The sequence below is a fragment of the Streptomyces sp. NRRL F-525 genome (genome assembly GCF_000716605.1).
In the GTDB taxonomy this organism is placed as follows: Bacteria; Actinomycetota; Actinomycetes; order Streptomycetales; family Streptomycetaceae; genus Streptomyces.
The window spans coordinates 117,620-134,608 of the sequence record NZ_JNXE01000006.1 but is presented as its reverse complement, the minus strand read 5'-3'; the positions used below and the strand labels follow the sequence as shown (position 1 = coordinate 134,608).

14 protein-coding genes are annotated in these 16,989 nt (G+C 71.0%); 11 read left to right on the top strand and 3 right to left on the bottom strand.

Annotation, left to right across the window (positions count from 1 at the left end; all coding sequences use genetic code 11):
- Nucleotides 1-140 precede the first annotated feature (140 nt).
- A complete protein-coding gene (locus OO69_RS11405; protein ID WP_033280571.1) occupies nucleotides 141-806 on the bottom strand; it encodes a TetR/AcrR family transcriptional regulator in 666 nt (221 codons plus the stop codon).
- A 150-nt stretch (nucleotides 807-956) separates the two neighbouring features.
- Here OO69_RS11405 and OO69_RS11400 point away from each other — a divergent pair, with 150 nt between their 5' ends.
- The 9 genes from OO69_RS11400 to OO69_RS11360 all read left to right on the top strand — a co-directional run bounded on the left by OO69_RS11400 (nucleotide 957) and on the right by OO69_RS11360 (nucleotide 11,035).
- Nucleotides 957-1,607 (top strand): TetR/AcrR family transcriptional regulator, encoded by a 651-nt coding sequence (locus OO69_RS11400; protein WP_033280570.1) that lies wholly within the window; start codon nucleotides 957-959, stop codon nucleotides 1,605-1,607.
- Between the two features lie 175 nt (nucleotides 1,608-1,782).
- Nucleotides 1,783-1,977 carry a ferredoxin gene (locus tag OO69_RS11395; protein WP_033280397.1) on the top strand — a complete coding sequence of 65 codons (195 nt, stop codon included), beginning with the start codon at nucleotides 1,783-1,785 and terminating at the stop codon, nucleotides 1,975-1,977.
- A gap of 29 nt (nucleotides 1,978-2,006) precedes the next feature.
- On the top strand, nucleotides 2,007-3,251 hold the full coding sequence (locus OO69_RS11390; protein ID WP_033280569.1) for a cytochrome P450: 1,245 nt from the start codon (nucleotides 2,007-2,009) through the stop codon (nucleotides 3,249-3,251).
- 5 nt (nucleotides 3,252-3,256) lie between these two features.
- Complete coding sequence (locus tag OO69_RS11385; RefSeq protein WP_033280396.1) at nucleotides 3,257-4,057, top strand: SDR family NAD(P)-dependent oxidoreductase; 801 nt, start codon at nucleotides 3,257-3,259, stop codon at nucleotides 4,055-4,057.
- A 79-nt stretch (nucleotides 4,058-4,136) separates the two neighbouring features.
- A complete protein-coding gene (locus tag OO69_RS11380; RefSeq protein WP_033280395.1) occupies nucleotides 4,137-5,303 on the top strand; it encodes an amidohydrolase family protein in 1,167 nt (388 codons plus the stop codon).
- Nucleotides 5,304-5,363: 60 nt separating this feature from the next.
- On the top strand, nucleotides 5,364-6,575 hold the full coding sequence (locus OO69_RS11375) for a M24 family metallopeptidase (RefSeq protein ID WP_033280394.1): 1,212 nt from the start codon (nucleotides 5,364-5,366) through the stop codon (nucleotides 6,573-6,575).
- Nucleotides 6,565-7,689 (top strand): M24 family metallopeptidase, encoded by a 1,125-nt coding sequence (locus OO69_RS11370; protein ID WP_033280393.1) that lies wholly within the window; start codon nucleotides 6,565-6,567, stop codon nucleotides 7,687-7,689. The genes OO69_RS11375 and OO69_RS11370 overlap by 11 nt, the downstream gene beginning before the upstream one ends.
- A gap of 11 nt (nucleotides 7,690-7,700) precedes the next feature.
- The gene (locus tag OO69_RS11365; protein WP_033280392.1) at nucleotides 7,701-8,672 is read left to right on the top strand and encodes an enoyl-CoA hydratase/isomerase family protein; all 972 of its coding nucleotides are present in this window, start codon (nucleotides 7,701-7,703) and stop codon (nucleotides 8,670-8,672) included.
- Nucleotides 8,669-11,035, top strand: a complete 2,367-nt coding sequence (locus tag OO69_RS11360) for a CaiB/BaiF CoA-transferase family protein (protein ID WP_033280391.1) — start codon at nucleotides 8,669-8,671, stop codon at nucleotides 11,033-11,035. Before OO69_RS11365 ends, OO69_RS11360 begins: the two co-directional genes overlap by 4 nt.
- Here OO69_RS11360 and OO69_RS11355 read toward each other — a convergent pair.
- Nucleotides 11,010-11,897: a LysR substrate-binding domain-containing protein gene (locus OO69_RS11355; protein WP_033280390.1), complete on the bottom strand. Its 888-nt coding sequence runs from the start codon at nucleotides 11,895-11,897 to the stop codon at nucleotides 11,010-11,012. The genes OO69_RS11360 and OO69_RS11355 overlap by 26 nt on opposite strands.
- A gap of 115 nt (nucleotides 11,898-12,012) precedes the next feature.
- Between OO69_RS11355 and OO69_RS11350 the strand changes: the two genes are divergently transcribed.
- A complete protein-coding gene (locus tag OO69_RS11350) occupies nucleotides 12,013-12,906 on the top strand; it encodes an MBL fold metallo-hydrolase (RefSeq protein ID WP_033280389.1) in 894 nt (297 codons plus the stop codon).
- A gap of 9 nt (nucleotides 12,907-12,915) precedes the next feature.
- On the opposite strand, the gene OO69_RS11345 is transcribed toward OO69_RS11350, so the two are convergent.
- Nucleotides 12,916-14,424 carry a serine/threonine-protein kinase gene (locus OO69_RS11345; protein ID WP_033280388.1) on the bottom strand — a complete coding sequence of 503 codons (1,509 nt, stop codon included), beginning with the start codon at nucleotides 14,422-14,424 and terminating at the stop codon, nucleotides 12,916-12,918.
- Between the two features lie 272 nt (nucleotides 14,425-14,696).
- On the opposite strand from OO69_RS11345, the gene OO69_RS11340 reads away from it, so the two are divergent.
- On the top strand, nucleotides 14,697-16,934 hold the full coding sequence (locus OO69_RS11340) for an MMPL family transporter (protein ID WP_033280387.1): 2,238 nt from the start codon (nucleotides 14,697-14,699) through the stop codon (nucleotides 16,932-16,934).
- The last annotated feature ends 55 nt before the right edge of the window (nucleotides 16,935-16,989 follow it).

Below are 16,989 nucleotides of genomic sequence, written 5' to 3'. Positions count from 1 at the left end.
CCCTCCGCGTTCCGGCGCGGCAGCCCCTGACCGGGTGCCGACAGGTGAGCCACACGGTAGGTACGGAGGCCGGGCGCGGTGTTCGTACTCCCGGTGAGTGGAACGGCGGCTTGCCTCTCTCAATTGCGGCCCACCCGCGGTCACTTCGCCGGCGGCGGCCCCGTCGTCACCGGCGCCTGCCACAGCGCGACGATCGCGTCGACGAGGCCGTCGGCGGTGTCGTGCCAGGTCGACCGGGTGGTGGGGATGCCGTCGGCGAGGGCCCGTTCCCGCTCGACGGACATCTGCACGATCAGGTGCCGGGTCATGACCGCGCGATCGGCGTGCACCCCTGCCGGCAGGACGGGCACACAGCGGGTCAGGCCCTCCTCCAGCTTCCCCAGCGACGGGGAGGCTCCGAAGAACTCCTCCTCCGTGATGGCGTAGAGCGCGGGATCGGCCGAGACCTGGGCGATGAACCGGGCGTACCAACTGGGGCGGCCGAGGGCAGCCAGGTGGCCGGTGACGGGGCGCACCGAACAGTCCACCCAGTCGCGGAGTTCGGTGGAGTCGCCGATGTCGGCCAGCATGCGGACGCGGATGCCCTCGATCTGTTCCGCGTGGCGCCGGACGATGGCCCGCACCAGATCGGCCTTGGTGCCGAAGTGGTAGCTGACGGCGGTGTTGTTGCCCTGGCCCGCGGCCTCGCTGATCTGCCGGTTGGACATCGCGTGCACGCCGTGTTCGGCGAACAGCCGCTCCGCGGCGTCCAGGAGCGCTGTCCGGGTCGCCCGGACCTGCTCGTCCCGCCGTGTTCCGCCCGCCATGGTCCCCACCGCCGTTCCGGGACTTGGCGCCGTCTCGCGACGACTTGTCCCGTTGGTCCGACGCGCCTAGAACGTAAGTCACCTGGTTGATCTCCGTCCAGGGGCAGGTGGGAGCTACCGGCCGCGCACGGTCCCGGTACGGTGGTGGACATGACGGGTAGGAGTGTCCGGGCCGAGCAGGTCAGAGTGACCCGGGAGCTCATCCGGAGGACGGCGGAGCGCCTGTTCGCCGAGCGCGGTGTGTACGCCGTGTCGAACCGGCAGATCAGCGAGGCGGCCGGACAGGGCAACACCGCTGTGGTCGGCTACCACTTCGGCACCAAGACGGACCTGGTGCGGGCGATCGCCCGCCATCACGCCGAGCGGATCCAGCGCCTGAGCGAGCGTCTGCTGGCCGAGACGGGCGATTCCACCGAACTCCGGGACTGGGTCGCGTGCTTGGTGCGGCCGACCCCCGAGTACCTGGCCGAGCTGGGCAGCCCCACGTGGTTCGCGCGGTTCTGCGCCCAGGTGATGGCCGACCCCGCGCTGCACGAGATCCTGGTCGCCGAGACCCTCGACCTGCCGGTGTGGCGGCAGATCCTCGACGGGCTGCACCGGTGCCTGCCCGACCTGCCGGCCGAGGTGCGCGCGGAACGCACCTCGATGACCCGGAACGTGATCCTCTACACGTGCGCCGAGCGTGAGCGCGCCCTGGCCCTCAACACCCCTACACCAAGGGCCAGTTGGCACGATGCCGCGGACGGGCTGGTCGACGCGATCGTCGGGCTGTGGACGGCTCCCGTGACACACACTTCCTGACGGACCGTCACCTTCCTCGCCCCACCCCGCCACCACAGAAGATCCACCCATCCGTCTCAGTAAATTTTGAATCAATCGATTGACTTAGCCGAGGGCCGGGAGTTCACTCGGAGGCGCGGTCGACGGAGCCCACCAAGGGCGCCGTTCTGCCCCGGAGGCCATGAGGGAGCAGCCCGTGAAAATCACCGTCGAGCAGAACAAATGCGTCGCGGCCGGCCAGTGTGCGGCCACCGCGCCGGACGTGTTCGACCAGCGGGACGAGGACGGTGTCGTCGTCCTGCTGACCGACGACCCACCCGCCGAACTGGCCGACGACGTCCGTGACGCGGCCGCCGTCTGCCCCGCGCTGGCGATCCACATCGCGCACTGAACGCCCCGGACGACACCTTGAGGATGGACATGTCCGACGCACTGACAGGCGCCGCGACCAGCGGCACCGCCGAGGTCCCCGAGTGGCCGATGCCGCGGGCGGAGGGCTGCCCGTTCGATCCGCCCCCGGCGCTGCGGGAGTTGACCGCGCAGAGGCCCCTCGCCAAGGTGCGGATCTGGGACGGCAGCACCCCGTGGATCGTCACCGGCCACGCCGAGCAGCGCGCTCTGCTCGGCGACCCCCGGGTCAGTGTCGACGAACGGCTGCCCGGATTCCCGCACTGGCACGAGGGCATGGCGGCCGCGGTGGACTACCGCCCGCGCTCGGTCTTCAACTCGGACGCCCCCGAGCACACCGGGTTCCGCCGGATCATGACGAAGCCGTTCACCTTCAAGCGGGTGGAGGCGCTGCGCCCGACCATCCAGAAGATCACCGACGAGCTGATCGACGCGATGCTGGCCGGACCGAAGCCGGCCGACCTGGTCGAGGCGCTGGCGCTGCCGTTGCCGACCCTGATGATCAGCGAACTGCTGGGCGTGCCCTACGAGGACCACGACTTCTTCCAGGAGAACGCCGCGCGCGGGATCGCCCACGACGTGTCCGCCGAGGAGAGCATGCGGACCTTCGGGGCGCTCAACGAGTACCTGGTGCGGCTCGTCGAGAAGAAGGCCGCCGAACCCGCGGACGACGCGCTCTCCGAGATCGCGGCCCTCGTCACCTCCGGCGACATCAGCGTGTCCGAGGCGGCCATGATGGGCACGGGGCTGCTCATCGCGGGCCACGAGACCAGCGCCAACATGATCGGCCTCGCCGTCGTCGCGCTGCTGGAGCACCCCGAGCAGCTCGCGATCCTCCGTGACACCGACGACCCGAAGGTCGTCGCGGGCGCGGTGGAGGAACTGCTGCGCTACCTGGGCATCATCCACGGCGGCCAGCGGCGGATCGCCAAGGAGGACATCGAGATCGGCGGCGAGGTGATCCGCGCCGGCGAGGGCATCGTCATCGAACTCTTCAGCGCCAACCGGGACGCACACGTCTTCCCCGACCCCGACGCGCTGGACCTGCGCCGGGAGAACGCCCGGCACCACAACGCGTTCGGCTTCGGCATCCACCAGTGCGTGGGCCAGCAACTCGCCCGCGTGGAGCTCCAGGTCGTCTACGGCACGCTCTTCCGCCGGATCCCCGCCCTGCGCCTGGCCGAGCCGCTGGACCGGATCCGGTTCAAGCACGACCGGCTGGCCTACGGCGTCTACTCGCTGCCCGTCACATGGTGACCGCGATGGCCAAGGAACTGTCGGAGAAGGTGGCCGTGGTCACCGGCGGGGCGGCGGGCCTGGGGCGCGCGACCGTCGAGAGGCTTCTCGAGGACGGGGCCCGCGTCGTCATCGCCGATCTCGATCCGGACCTCGGCGAGACCCTGGCGAACGGCTACGGCCCGGACGTCCGTTTCCGGCGGACGGACGTCGCGGACGCCGAACAGGTCCGGGGACTCGTCGACTTCGCGGTGAAGGAGTTCGGCGGCCTGCACCTCATGGTCAACAACGCCGGGGTGTCGGGCGCCATGCACCAGCGTTTCCTCGACGAGGACTTCGCCGACTTCCAGCACGTCCTCTCGGTCAACCTGCTCGGCGTGATGGTCGGCACCCAGGCCGCAGCCCGGCACATGGCGGCGAACGGCGGCGGATCCATCGTCAACGTCAGCTCCGTAGGCGGGATCCAGGCCGGCGCGAGCGTCCCGACCTACCGCGCCTCGAAGGCCGCGGTCATCCACTTCACCAAGGGTGTCGCCGTCGACCTGGCCGAGTACGGCATCCGCGTCAACTGCGTGGCGCCGGGCGGCATCCCGACACAGTTGCTGGCCTCGGCGACGGCGGCCGGGCAGGAGGGCGACGCCGAGGAGATGACCCGCCGCATCCGCGCCCACATGGCGGCCGTCCAGCCGCTGGAGCGAGTGGGCACCCCCAGGGACGTGGCGGAAGCCGTCGCCTACCTGGGCGGCGACCGCTCGCTGCACACCACCGGCACGGTGCTGACGATCGACGGCGGGACGACGGCGGGCCCGAAGCCCCTGCGGGCCTGACCCGCCGCCTCCCCCGCACGACAGGAGCAGACGAACCACGCACGGACGTGAAACCCGCGGCTCCCCATGGAGGACAATGATGTCCAGCCAGTCATCCACCCTGTATCCCCCCGAAGGCTTCGGCCCGCCCAAGGACCGGCACGGCCACGCCGACGGCTCCTCGCCGGGCCTTCCGCCGGGCACCGAGGTGTTCTCCGCCGACAACCACATCTCCCTCGCGGACGACATCTTCTACGACCGCTTCCCCGAGCGGCTCAGGAACCAGGCACCGCGGGTCTGGTACGAGGACGGCGCCTACGAGCTGGGAATGGGCGGAAAGTCGTTCCTGCCGGGCGAGTTCAGCCACGTCCTCATGCAGTACGACCCCCTGACCGGCGCCGGCAGCAACAACCTCGAAGGCCGCATCGAGGAACTGCACTCGGACGGCATCGCGAAGGAACTGGCGTTCCCCAACGCGCTGTTGGCCCTGTTCCACTACCCCGACAAGGAGGTCCGCGAGCTCTGCTTCCGGATCTACAACGAGTACATCGCCGGGTTGCAGGAACGCTCCGGGGGCCGCTTCCACGGCGTCGGGCTCATCAACTGGTGGGACGCGCAAGGGACTCGACGCACCCTGGAGGAGATGAAGGGCCTGGGGCTGAAGACCTTCCTCATGCCGCTGAACCCCGGGGCGGACGACGCGGGCGACCCGATCGACTACTCCGGCGCCGCGATGATCCCGGTCTGGGACGCGATCGAGGAGGCGGGACTCCCGGTGTCCCACCACATCGGCGAGACCGGGCTCAAGGCCCCGTGCGAGGTCAACGCCATCGCCGTCGGCATGGTGGCCAACGTGGCGCCGTACCGGGAGATGTTCGGGAGGTACGTCCTCGGCGGCATCCTCGACCGTCATCCGGGGCTGCGCGTCGGGTGGTTCGAGGGCGGCGTGAACTGGGTGCCCTCCGCGCTCCAGGACGCCGAACACCTCCTCGCCTCCTACCGGCACATGCTGGACCGTCCGGTGGAGCACGACGTCCAGCACTACTGGGACCAGCACATGTACGCGTCCTTCATGGTCGATCCGCTCGGCCTCGAACTGGTCGACCGCATCGGGGTGGACCGGGTCATGTGGTCCGCCGACTATCCGCACAACGAGAGCACGTTCGGCTACTCGGAGAAGTCGATCGCGATGGTCGTGGACGCCGTCGGGCCGGAGAAGGCGGCCCGCGTGGTCAGCGGCAACGTCAAGGAGTACCTCGGCCTGTAGTGCCGGCCCGGACCACGAGAAACGACGGCGAAGCTCCATGACCTCGTGAGGGAGACGGGAATGACCGTCATCGACATCCCGGCCGCACCCGACCCGACCCGCATGAACCGTGAACGCGGCGCACGGCTGCGAACTGCCATGGCGGGACAGGGCGTTGACGCCCTGATCCTGCTCGGCAACAACGCGGTGACCTACGCGACCGGAGCGAGCTGGCCGCTCGGCGACTCCGGCCTCGCCCACGTCGACCGCCCCGTGGCGGTGGTGGTGGCGGACGACCCGTGGCCCCATCTCTTCATGCCGTTCCGCGAAGGCACCTCGGCACAGTCGCCACTGCCCGCCGACCACGTCCACCCGCCGGTCTACCTCGAATTCGACGAAGGGGTACGGAACTTCGCGGCCGTGGTCGCCGACCTCGTGCCCGGCGGAGCGCGGGTCGCCGTCGATGAGGTGACCGGGGCGATGCGCCGAGCGCAGAAGGCGTTGTTCCCGGGTGGGCCACCCATCGACGCCGCGTTGGTCCTGACCGCGGCCAAGGTGATCAAGACGCCCGACGAACTGGCCTGTATCCGGACCGCTTTGAGGATCACCGAGCGGGCCATGGCCGACGTCGAAGGGTCGTTGGCCCCGGGCATGCGGCAGATCGACCTGTCGGCGGCGTTCGTGCGCCGGGCCTACGAGCACGGCGCCCTGGCCAACGTGCTCGACCCCATCTGGCAGGTGATGCCGGGCTCCCGGGCGGCCGGGGTGTGGACCACCCACGGCGACCTCGCCCTCCCCCTGCTGACGACGGAGCGGGAACTGGCCCGGGGCGACGTCCTGTGGACCGACGTGAGTATCAACTACGCCGGATACTGCTCGGACTTCGGCCGGACCTGGATCGTCGGACAGGACCCGGACCCGCGTCAGCGGGCGCAGTTCACCCGGTGGTGGGACATCCACAGCGCGGTCAAGGACGTGCTGCGGGCGGGTGCCACCGCCGCCGACCTGACCCGGGCCGCCATCACCGCGAACGGCGGCTCGAAACCCTGGCTCCCCCACTTCTACCTGGGCCACGGCATGGGCACGGACCCAGCCGAGATGCCCTTCGTCGGCACCGATCTGGGCGAGGAGTTCGACGCCCGACTGGTGCTCCAGGCAGGCATGGTGCTCGTCCTGGAACCCGTGGTCTGGGAGGACGGCACCGGCGGCTACCGCAGCGAGGAGGTCCTGGTGATCGAGGAAGAGGGCTGGACAGCCCTGACCGACTACTCCTACGCCCCTTATGGCGACTGAGGTCCTGCCGGACGACCGCGCTCTCCGCACCGGGCGGCGGGAGCGCGCGCTGGCACACATGGCAGCCCACGACCTCGACGTCCTCGTCCTCGGGCGGAGCGCCAACGTCCGTTACGTCACCGGGGCCCGCGGACTGTGGACCGCGGGCACCCATCCCTTCGCCCCGGCCGCCGTGGTGGTCCGCGCCACGGGCGCCATCCACATGCTCAGCACCTGGGACGAGGGCATCCCCGACGACATCCCGCACGAGCGGTTGTACGGCCTGACGTGGAACCCCATGAACTGGGTGGCGGTGATCCGGGACATCGAGGGGGCGGCCACCGCCCGCCGGGTGGGCACGGACACCATCTCGCCGACCTTCGCCCAACTCCTGCCCCCGGCCTTCCCGTTCGCCGACCTGGTCGACGGCGAACCGGCCATGCGCGCCGCCCGCCGGGTCAAGACGCCGGAGGAGATCGTGGCCCTCCGGCAGGCCATCGATGTGGCCGAGGCGAGCCTGGCGGCGGCGGTGGCCGAACTACGGCCCGGCGTCAGCGAGCAGCACCTGTCGGGCGTACTCCTGGAGGCAGCGGCGGCCGGTGGCGTGACCACCCCGGCGACCCAGGAGGTGGCGTGGGTGACATCCCGGGACCACCCCTGGCGTCGGGTGGACGGAGACGGCCGGGTGGGCCCGGGCGACCTCGTGTCCCTCACGGCCGGCGTGGTCGCGGGCGGATACATCGGCGAGGTCGGACGCACCTGGCCGGTCGAGGGCGGCGACCGGAACGCCGTCCGTGACCTGTTCCGGCGCTCCGATGCCCTGTGGGAGCCGCTGTTCGCGGCCTGCCGACCGGGCGCGCCGACCAGTGACCTGCTCGCCGTGTACGACACGGCTGGCGAGCCCCTGCCTCCCATGCCCGTCGCCCGCGGCCTCGGCCTGGGTTTCGACCCGCCCGTGGTCACCTCCGGCCTGCCCGCCACTGCCGCCGAGGAACGCCTCGAACCCGGCATGGCGCTGGCCGTGACCGGCTACGTCTGGCGGCGGGGCGTGGGTGCCGTACTGCGCCGGGAGGCGGTGCTCATCACCTCTGACGGCGCCGAACCGCTGACCTCAAGTCCCGTCTGGAAACGGTAGTTAGGACCCGCATGCCTGACAGCACGCGTCCTTCGGCGGAGGAGATCATCCGCTACGAGAAGGACCCCAGGACGAAGATCGCCACCCTCACCCTGGACCGGCCCGACGCCCTCAACGCACCGACCGCGGCGGCCCGGCTGCGCTTCGGGGACCTCCTGCACCGCGCCAACGTCGACGACGAGGTGAAGGTCCTGGTGATCCGGGGCATCGGCGACGACCTCGGCTCGGGCGCCGACATCACCGAGACCATGGAGATGCACGCCGCGCCGACCGCGGGGCCACTCCTGTCGGAGCTCGGCCTCGACGAGGAGGACGACGTCCGCTATCCCCCCAAGGGCTCCTACCGCTACGGCGGAACCCCGTCCCAGTGGTACGCGAATCCCGGGGCCGGCTGCCGCAGCCTCCAGGACTTCAAGAAGATCAGCATCCTGGAGGTCAAGGGCTACTGCTACGGCTGGCACTTCTACCAGGCCGCCGACGCCGACCTGGTGATCTCCTCCGACGACGCCCTCTTCGGCCACCCGTCCTTCCGTTACGTCGGCTGGGCACCGCGGATGTGGACCTGGGCGCAGACGATGGGCCTGCGGAAGTTCCAGGAGATGGTGTTCACCGGCAGGCCCTTCACGGCCCTGGAGATGTACGAGTGCAACTTCCTCAACAGCGTCGTCCCCCGGGACGAGTTGGAGAAGGAGGTGGACAAGTACGCGCTGGCCTGCGCACGCACCCGGCCGACCGACACGGTGTTCATGCAGAAGGTCTTCTTCGAGATCTTCAAACAGCACCAGGGCGAGTACATGGGCTCCCTGCTCACCGGTCTTCTCGAATCGGTGGGCGGGATGGCGCGGGCCGACGGCAACGACCTGATGCTCGACCGGGAGACGGTCGACGGCGGCGTACCGAACGCGGTCCGGAGCAACGACGACCGCTTCCCGCCGGACTTCCGGCTGAGCAGGTCGGGCCGCGAACGAAGGGACGACTCTTGAGCCCCGCCCCCGCCGAACCCCCGCTCGGCGACTGCGTGGTGGTGGACCTGTCCACGGGAATCCCCGGCGCCTACTGCACGAAGCTGCTGGCCGACGGGGGCGCCCAGGTCGTCAAGGCCGAGCCTCCGGAGGGCGATCCGCTACGACGGTGGTCGGCGTCCGGCGCCACGGTCCGACCCGGCGACGACGGGGCCCTGTTCAGCTTCCTGGCCTGCTCGAAGCAGAGCGTCGTAGGCGATCCGGAGCTGGTGCGCGGGCTCCTGGAATCGGCGGACGTCGCGGTGTGGTCGCCGGGCTCGCCGCTGTCGCCGCGGGAGATCCACCGTGCCCATCCGCATCTCGTCGTCACGTCGATCACGCCGTTCGGTCTGGAGGGGCCGTGGCGGGACCGGGCGGCCACCGAGTTCACGCTGCAGGCCTGGTCCGGCGGCATCGTCGGGCTGGGGCGCGGCGCACCCGACCGGGCGCCGGTCCACGTGGGAGGCCAGGTCGGTGACTGGGTCTCGGGAGCGTACGCCGCCGCCGCGACCATGGCCGTACGACTGCGCGCTCCCGGCACGGGTGAACTGATCGACCTCTCCATGCTCGAGGCGCATGTCCTGTCCCTCACCTACCACCCGGTGACGTTCCGGGACATGCTGGACCGGCCGTGGCAGCGGACGCGCAGGCTGAACATGCCGGGCGTGGCCACCGCCAAGGACGGGCTCGTGGCGCTCGGGTGCGTCACCGCCCAGCAGTTCTTCGACCTCTGCGCGATGGTCGGCCACCCGGAGTGGATCGACGAGAAGAACCCGGTCTCGATCGGCGAACGGACCACCGCGATGGCCCCGGTGATCCAGGAGTGGATCGCCGGCCGGACGGTCGCGGAGGTCCGCGAGCTGGCCACGGCGTTCCGCATCCCCAACTCCGCGGTCGTCAATGGCGCCAACGCCCCGGCCATGGACCACTTCGAAGCGCGCGGGAGCTTCCTGCCCAACCCGCGCGACGGCTTCCTCCAACCCGCCCCGCCCTTCCGGCTGGAAACCGCGCGGTTACGTCCGCCGGGTCCGGCCCCGCGGCTCGGCGAGCACACCGAGAGCCGCCGTGGCGCGGCGCGTCGGGCGCGCTGGAAGAAGGGCGCCGGACTGTCGTTCAGCGGTCTGCGGGTCCTGGACATGACCGCCTTCTGGGCCGGCCCCTCGTGCACCCACGTGCTCGCCCTGCTCGGGGCCGAGGTGATCCATCTGGAGTCGACCTCGCGGCCCGACGGCACCCGGCTGATCTCGGGTGTCCCGCCGACCGTGGACCAGTGGTGGGAGCGGTCGCCGATCTTCGCGGGCCTCAACACCAACAAGAAGAGCCTGACCCTCGACTTCCGCACCGAGCGGGGACGCGACCTGCTGCGCCGGCTGATCGCGACCTGTGACGTCGTCGTCGAGAACTACACCCCGCGCGTCCTGGACCAACTCGGCCTGGACTACGAGGCGTTACGGGCCCTGCGCCCCGACGTCGTCATGGTCCGCATGCCCGGCTTCGGTCTCGACGGACCGTGGCGCGACAACGCCGCGTTCGCCTTCGTCATCGAGGACGCGTCGGGACTGACCTGGCTCACCGGCCATCCGGAGCGCAATCCGGTCGAGCCGTACTCGATCGGCGACCCGAACGCCGGCGTCCACGCGCTGAACGGCCTGCTGCTGGCCCTGGAGCACCGGCGCCGGACCGGCGAGGGAGCACTGGTGGAGGCGGCCATGGTCGACGCGGCTCTCAACGTGGCCGCCGAGCAGGTCGTCGAGTACTCGGCCTACGGCGCGCTGCTGGAGCGGGCCGGGAACCGCGGTCCTCGCGCGGCCCCGCAGAACCTGTATCTCACCGCGGACCAGGACGAGTTCGGCCGTCAGGACTCCTGGGTGGCGATAGCCGTGGCCACCGACGAACAGTGGGAGGCGCTGCGCGCCGCCCTCGGCCGCCCCGGCTGGGCGTCGAGCCCAGAGCTCTCCACCGCCGAGGGACGGCACAGGCACCATGACGCCCTCGACGAGCAACTCGCCGCCTGGTGCCGTGGGCGCGGTGCCGACGAGATCGTCGACCGCCTCTGGCCGGCCGGTGTCCCGGTGGCCAAGGTGATGCAGCCGCACCGGCAGGCCGAGTTGGAGCAGCTGCGGTGCCGCGGCTTCTTCGAGGAGGTCGACCACCCCGTGGGCGGCCGGGCCCGCTACAGCACCCTGCCGGTCCGGCTCTCCCGGAGCCCTGCCCACCGCCGTCTTCGTCACGCTCCTCTGCTCGGCCGGCACAACCACGAGCTGCTGGCCGAACTCGGCCTGACGGCACGGGAGATCACCGCGCTGGAGGCCGACGGGGTCATCGGCCGGGCGCCGGTCCGGTAGCCGTGCCGTGCACGGACTCGGCGATCCGCACGAACGACCGGATCCGCACAGAAGCGTCGGCATCGCGCCACGCGATGACGAGTGCGCTCGGCGGCATGTCGGTCAGCGGCACCACGGTCAGGCCGTCCGGCAGGTCGTGCCCGAGCGGCATCAGCCCCACGGTGCCGTTCCACAGCACCGACTGCAGGCACTCACGGGCCGTCCGCACGACGGGCCCGTCACGGCGCCGGCCGTCACCCGCCAACCCGGTCCAGTAGGCCTCCCAGACCGGGTCCGTGCCCTCCGGGAAGCGGAACCAGCGGCGCTCGGCGAGGTCGGCCAGACGCAGGCCTTCACGGTGGGCGAGCGGGTCGTCCGTACGGAGGACCACGCCGACGCGTTCCGAGCGCAGGGTCCGGGTGGCGATGCCGGTGTCGTCGAAGGGCGTCCTGGTCAGCGCCACGTCGACGAGCCCGGCCCGCAGTCCCGCGGTCGGGTCGGTCAGGTCCGACTCACGGATGAGGATGCGGGCGGCCGGGTGCTGCTCCCGGTAGGCGGCGGCGAGCCGGGTGCCGAACTGCACCACGCTGTCCGCGAGCGTCCCCACCGTCAGGGTGACCGGTCCGGCCAGGTCGGTCACCCGGGCCCGCACCCGGTCGGCCTGCGCCAGCAGGGCACGCGCCTCCTCGTGGAGCAGGACACCGGCCGGGGTCAGCGCCACTCCCGTCGGCGAGCGGAGCAGCAGGACACAGCCGAGGTCGGTCTCCAGCTGTTTGATCGCCCGGCTCAGCGGCGGCTGGGTCATCCGCAGGCGCGCGGCGGCCCGGCCGAAGTGGAGTTCCTCGGCGACCGCCACGAAGTAGCGCAACGTGCGTAGCTCCATGACCGGCGATGATACCGACGCGGTATCGGCCGTACAGGATCGGTCTTGGACACCCCCGGGGGTCCGGCGGTGGAGTGGTGGGAGGACAGGATCGACGTACCGCTGAGGAGTCTCCATGGCCGACCGTGTGGCGCACGACCCCGTCGTGCACATCACCGATGTGCGGGAACTGGACCGCGACCTGGTGGTCGTGCCCGACGGGCGGGTGCAGTTGGTGCCCAACATCGGTGTCATCGGCGGCCGGGACGCGGTGCTCGTCGTGGAGACGGGCCTGGGCCCGCGGAACGCCGAGAAGGTGCTGGAGTTCGCGACCGAGTACGCCAAGGGACGCAGGCTGTATCTCACGACGACCCACTTCCACCCTGAACACGCCTTCGGGGCGCGGGCGTTCGCGGGCGAGGCGACGTTCCTCGTGAACCGCGCGCAGGCCGAGGACCTGAAGGTGAAGGGCCCCGGCTATCTCGACATGTTCCGGGGTCTCGGCGAACCGGTCGCCCGGCAGCTCGACGGCGCTGTCCTGCCCGAGCCCGACCTCGTCTACGACGACGCCTACGACCTCGAACTGGGCGGCCGTGTCGTGCAGTTGAGGGCCACCGGCCGGGCGCACACCAAGGGCGACCAGGTGGTGCGGGTGCCGGACGCGGGCGTGCTGTTCACCGGGGACCTCGTGGAGACCGGGCAGTTCGCCATCTTCCCGTGGTTCCCGCCGTACGACACCGATGTGTCCGGCACGCGCTGGCTCGGGGTGATGGAGCGGCTCGCGGGCGAGGGGGCGCGGGTCGTCGTACCCGGCCACGGGGCCCTGGGCGGGCCGGAGTTGCTCGCGGACGTCCGTGACTATCTGCGGCTGCTGCGGGACGAGACGTGGGTGCGGCACGACTCGGCGATGAGCGAGGAGACGATCGTCGAGGAGGTCAGGGCACTCATGGTCGAACGGCATCCGGAGTGGACCGAACGGGACTGGATCGACAAGGGCGTCGGCTGCCTGTGCGCCGAACACCCCGCGTGAGCGCGCGAGTTACGACGCGCTCGTGACGAAGCCGTCCCTGGCCGTGTCGAAGACGGGCCGGTAGGTGTCCCACTTCGCGTCCGGGGCCGAGAGATAGATGTCGTACTCGCGGCCGCCCTCCCGGCCGAAGCCGAGGTCGATGGCGCGGAACACCCGGGCCCGGCCCTGGAAGGTGAACTCCCAGATGGCGGCGGGCTGTTGCTGGAAGGTGGTCTGCTGCATGCGGAGCCTGCGGTACGAGGGGTAGTTGACCTTGGTGTTGGCCTCGATGTCCACGAAGTGCGTGCTTGGGTTGGGCCCCGCCGGGTCCACGATCCCGATGGTGAGCCCGGCCAGGCCCGTCTCGTCGGTGTAGGTGACGCCCTCCGCCGTCCGCTTACCGGCCTTCCAGCCGTCCGGAACCGGGAAGGAGACGCCGAGTTGACGGTCCCGGACGAGGTGATAGCCCTCCGGCACGGGCGACGCCGAGGCCGAGGCCGTCGTCGTGGGCCGCGAAGTCGCGTGCCCGGGCGCGGACTTGGACGTCGTGTGCAGCACGAACGCCGTGGCCGCGACAGCGGCGGCCACGGCGGTGGAGATCGCCCCGATCATGAGCCCCTTGCGGCTCCGGCGCCGCCCGCGGCCGGAGTCTCCCGCGGGTTTCGGCTCCGGCGCTGCGGCGGTCAAGTCGGCTTCCGGTGGCTGGAGTTGGGCCGTCGACTCGCCCCACCAGGCGGTCTGCAGGGCCCGTTCCGTCTGTTCCGCCGTCGGCCGTTCACCGGGCTCCTTGATGAGCAGGGCCTCGATGAGCGGCTCCAGCGGTCCGGCCTGCTTCATGGGTTCGAGCGGGTCCACGGCGATGGCGTACGCGGTCTCCATCGCGGTGACCCGGCGGAACGGCGGGCGTCCCTCGACGGCCTGGTAGAGCGTGGCACCCAGGGCCCACAGGTCGGAGGCGGTGCCGGGGGTGAGCCCGCGGATGCGTTCCGGGGCCATGTAGTGGATGGAGCCGACCATCTCGCCGGTCTTGGTGAGGGTCGACGTCCCGTCCGTCATGGCGATGCCGAAGTCGGTGAGGACGAGCCGGTCGCCGGCGCCGAGGAGGACGTTGCCGGGCTTGACGTCGCGGTGCAGCACACCGGCGGCGTGGGCGGCGCGCAGGGCGGCAACCATGTCGAGGCCGATGCGGGCCGCCTCCTGGTACGGGAGGGTCCGGCCGTCCTCGAGGAGTTCGGCGAGCGTGGGGCCGGGGACGTACTCCATGACGATGCAGGGGCGCCCCTCGTCGTCCACGACGTCATGGACGACGATCACGTTCGGGTGCGCGATGCGGGCGGCGCTGCGGGCCTCCCGGCGGGTGCGCTCGAAGAGGGTGGCGAGTTCGTCGGCGGAGAGTTCCGGGCGGGCGTGGAGTCGCTTGACCGCGACCTGGCGGCCGAGCACCTCGTCGTCGGCCCGCCAGACGGTGCCCATGCCGCCCCGGCCGATCTGCTCGGTCAGCCGGTAGCGCCCGGCGATGCGACGCCCTTCGTCCGACACGGTGTCCTCCGCCGGTTCTGTCCCCGTTCGATTCGCCTGGTCACCATAACCGGCTCTTGTCCCGGATCGTGTGGGACGGATCACGGTGCCCACCGGCACCGTGAGGGTCGCCCACCTCGACTGGAGGGTGGAGAGGGCCTAGTACCCCGGTACTAGTCACCCCGGCCGCTTTCACTTCCCCGGTGCTGCGGACGCGAGGAAAGCCGCTCATAGCGTGAAGGCGTGGGTCGCGCAGGCCCTCCTCTTTCTATCGAACCTGGTGGGAGTACCCCATGGCCACCCTCCTCTACCGGCTGGGCCGGTTCTCGTTCAGGCGGCGACGGCTCGTCCTGATGTTGTGGATCGCCGTCCTGGCGGTCGTCGGCATCGGTGCCATGAACGTCTCGACGAGCACGTCCGACAGTTTCAGCCTCCCCGGCACGCAGTCGCAGAAGGCGATCGACCTGCTGGAGAAGGAGTTCCCGCAGGCATCGGCCTCCGGCGCCACCGCCCGCGTGGTGTTCGAGGCGCCCAAGGGGCACACCCTGGCCTCCGGCGCGGACAAGGCCGAGGTCCAGTCGCTGATCGCCGACCTCAAGAAGGCGCCCCAGGTCGCGAGCGTCGCCGACCCGTACCAAAGCGGCCTGATCAGCAAGTCCGGCACCATCACCTACGCCCAGGTCACCTACAAGGTCGGCCAGCCGGACGTCACCGACGCGGCGCGCGCCGCGCTGCACTCCGTGGCCGACCGGGGTGAGAAGGCCGGTCTCGCGGTCAGCATGGGCGGCAACGCCGTACAGGAGAAGGCGGGCAGCAGCAGCACCGAGCTGATCGGTCTGCTGATCGCGGCCGTGGCGCTCGTCATCACCTTCGGGTCGCTCCTCGCGGCCGGGCTGCCACTGCTGACGGCGATCTTCGGGGTCGGCACGGCGGTCGCCGCCATCACGCTCGCCAGCTCGGTCTTCAACCTCAGCTCGGCCGCCTCGACGCTGGCGCTGATGCTGGGCCTCGCCGTGGCCATCGACTACGCCCTGTTCATCGTCTCCCGGTACCGCAGCGAGATCCGCGACGGTCACGAGCCGGAGGAGGCCGCGGGCCGCGCCCTGGGCACCGCCGGTTCCGCGGTGGTGTTCGCCGGTCTCACCGTCGTCATCGCCCTGGCCGGGCTCAGCATCATCGGCATCAGCATGCTGACCACCATGGGCCTGGGCGCCGCCTTCGCGGTCGTCGTCGCCGTACTGATCGCGCTGACCCTGCTGCCCGCGGTGCTGGGCTTCGCCGGGATGCGGATCATGGGCAGCCGGTTCACCAGCCGCCGGATGCGCGCTCTCCAGGAGGACGGCAAGGGCGAGACGACGGGCGTGCGCTGGGCCCGGTTCGTGACCCGCAACCCGCTGAAGATGCTGGTCGTCTCGGTCGTCGGGCTCGGCGTCCTCGCCATCCCCGCCCTGTCGATGCGCCTGTCCCTGCCCGACGACAGCACGTCCGCGCCCGGCACCAGCGAGCGCATCGCCTACGACACGATCACCAAGGGGTTCGGCGACGGCTACAACGGCCCGCTGACCGTGGTCATCGACGGCCAGGGCAGCAGCGACGCCAAGACGGCCGCGCAGGACGCGGTCGCCCAGCTCGGCAAGCTGTCCGACGTCGCAGCCGTACGCCCGGCGGTGTTCAACCAGAGCGGCGAGGTGGCGCTGATCTCCGTCGTGCCGAAGAGCTCGCCCACCAGCGCGGCCACCGTCGACCTGGTCTCCGAGATCCGCGACCGGGGCCCCGCCCTGAAGGACGACACCGGCGCCGAACTGATGGTCACCGGCACCACCGCGCTGAACATCGACGCGTCCAACAAGCTCAGCGGCGCCCTGATCCCCTACCTGGGTGTGGTCGTCGGCCTGGCCCTGGTCCTGCTGCTCCTCGTCTTCCGCTCGATCCTGGTCCCGCTCAAGGCGGCCCTCGGCTTCCTGCTCAGCGTGCTCGCCACGCTCGGTGTGGTGGTCGCGGTGTTCCAGTGGGGCTGGCTGGCGGACCTGTTCGGCGTCGACCAGACCTCGCCGATCGTGAGCCTCCTGCCGATCTTCATGATCGGCGTGGTGTTCGGACTCGCCATGGACTACGAGGTGTTCCTGGTGACCCGGATGCGGGAGGCGTACGTCCACGGGGCCGAGCCCACGGAGGCGGTGATCGCGGGGTTCCGGTACAGCGCCCGGGTGGTCACGGCCGCCGCGGTCATCATGATCTCCGTGTTCGCCGGGTTCCTGCTGGACGACGTGGCGCTGATCAAGTCGATCGGCCTGGGTCTCGCGGCCGCCGTCCTCTTCGACGCCTTCGTCGTCCGGATGACGCTCGTGCCCGCGGTCATGACCCTGCTCGGCCGCCGCGCCTGGACGCTGCCCGGCTGGCTGGACCGGGTGCTGCCCAACGTCGACGTCGAGGGCGAAGGGCTGCGCCACCTGCTGACCGAGACCCCGGACGACGGCTCCACCGGCCCGGGCCGGGCGCCCGTGTCGTCCGGCGCCACCGGCAAGAGCTGAGGCGGCGGCCGTACGATCCACACCAGGACGCCGTTCCCGGCCGTACGGCCCCGCC

Coding starts and splice junctions, on each gene's coding strand:
- OO69_RS11405 (WP_033280571.1), bottom strand. CDS start 806: ATGGCGGGCGGAACACGGCGGGACGAGCAGGTCCGGGCGACCCGGACA.
- OO69_RS11400 (WP_033280570.1), top strand. CDS start 957: ATGACGGGTAGGAGTGTCCGGGCCGAGCAGGTCAGAGTGACCCGGGAG.
- OO69_RS11390 (WP_033280569.1), top strand. CDS start 2,007: ATGTCCGACGCACTGACAGGCGCCGCGACCAGCGGCACCGCCGAGGTC.
- OO69_RS11385 (WP_033280396.1), top strand. CDS start 3,257: ATGGCCAAGGAACTGTCGGAGAAGGTGGCCGTGGTCACCGGCGGGGCG.
- OO69_RS11380 (WP_033280395.1), top strand. CDS start 4,137: ATGTCCAGCCAGTCATCCACCCTGTATCCCCCCGAAGGCTTCGGCCCG.
- OO69_RS11375 (WP_033280394.1), top strand. CDS start 5,364: ATGACCGTCATCGACATCCCGGCCGCACCCGACCCGACCCGCATGAAC.
- OO69_RS11370 (WP_033280393.1), top strand. CDS start 6,565: ATGGCGACTGAGGTCCTGCCGGACGACCGCGCTCTCCGCACCGGGCGG.
- OO69_RS11365 (WP_033280392.1), top strand. CDS start 7,701: ATGCCTGACAGCACGCGTCCTTCGGCGGAGGAGATCATCCGCTACGAG.
- OO69_RS11355 (WP_033280390.1), bottom strand. CDS start 11,897: ATGGAGCTACGCACGTTGCGCTACTTCGTGGCGGTCGCCGAGGAACTC.
- OO69_RS11350 (WP_033280389.1), top strand. CDS start 12,013: ATGGCCGACCGTGTGGCGCACGACCCCGTCGTGCACATCACCGATGTG.
- OO69_RS11340 (WP_033280387.1), top strand. CDS start 14,697: ATGGCCACCCTCCTCTACCGGCTGGGCCGGTTCTCGTTCAGGCGGCGA.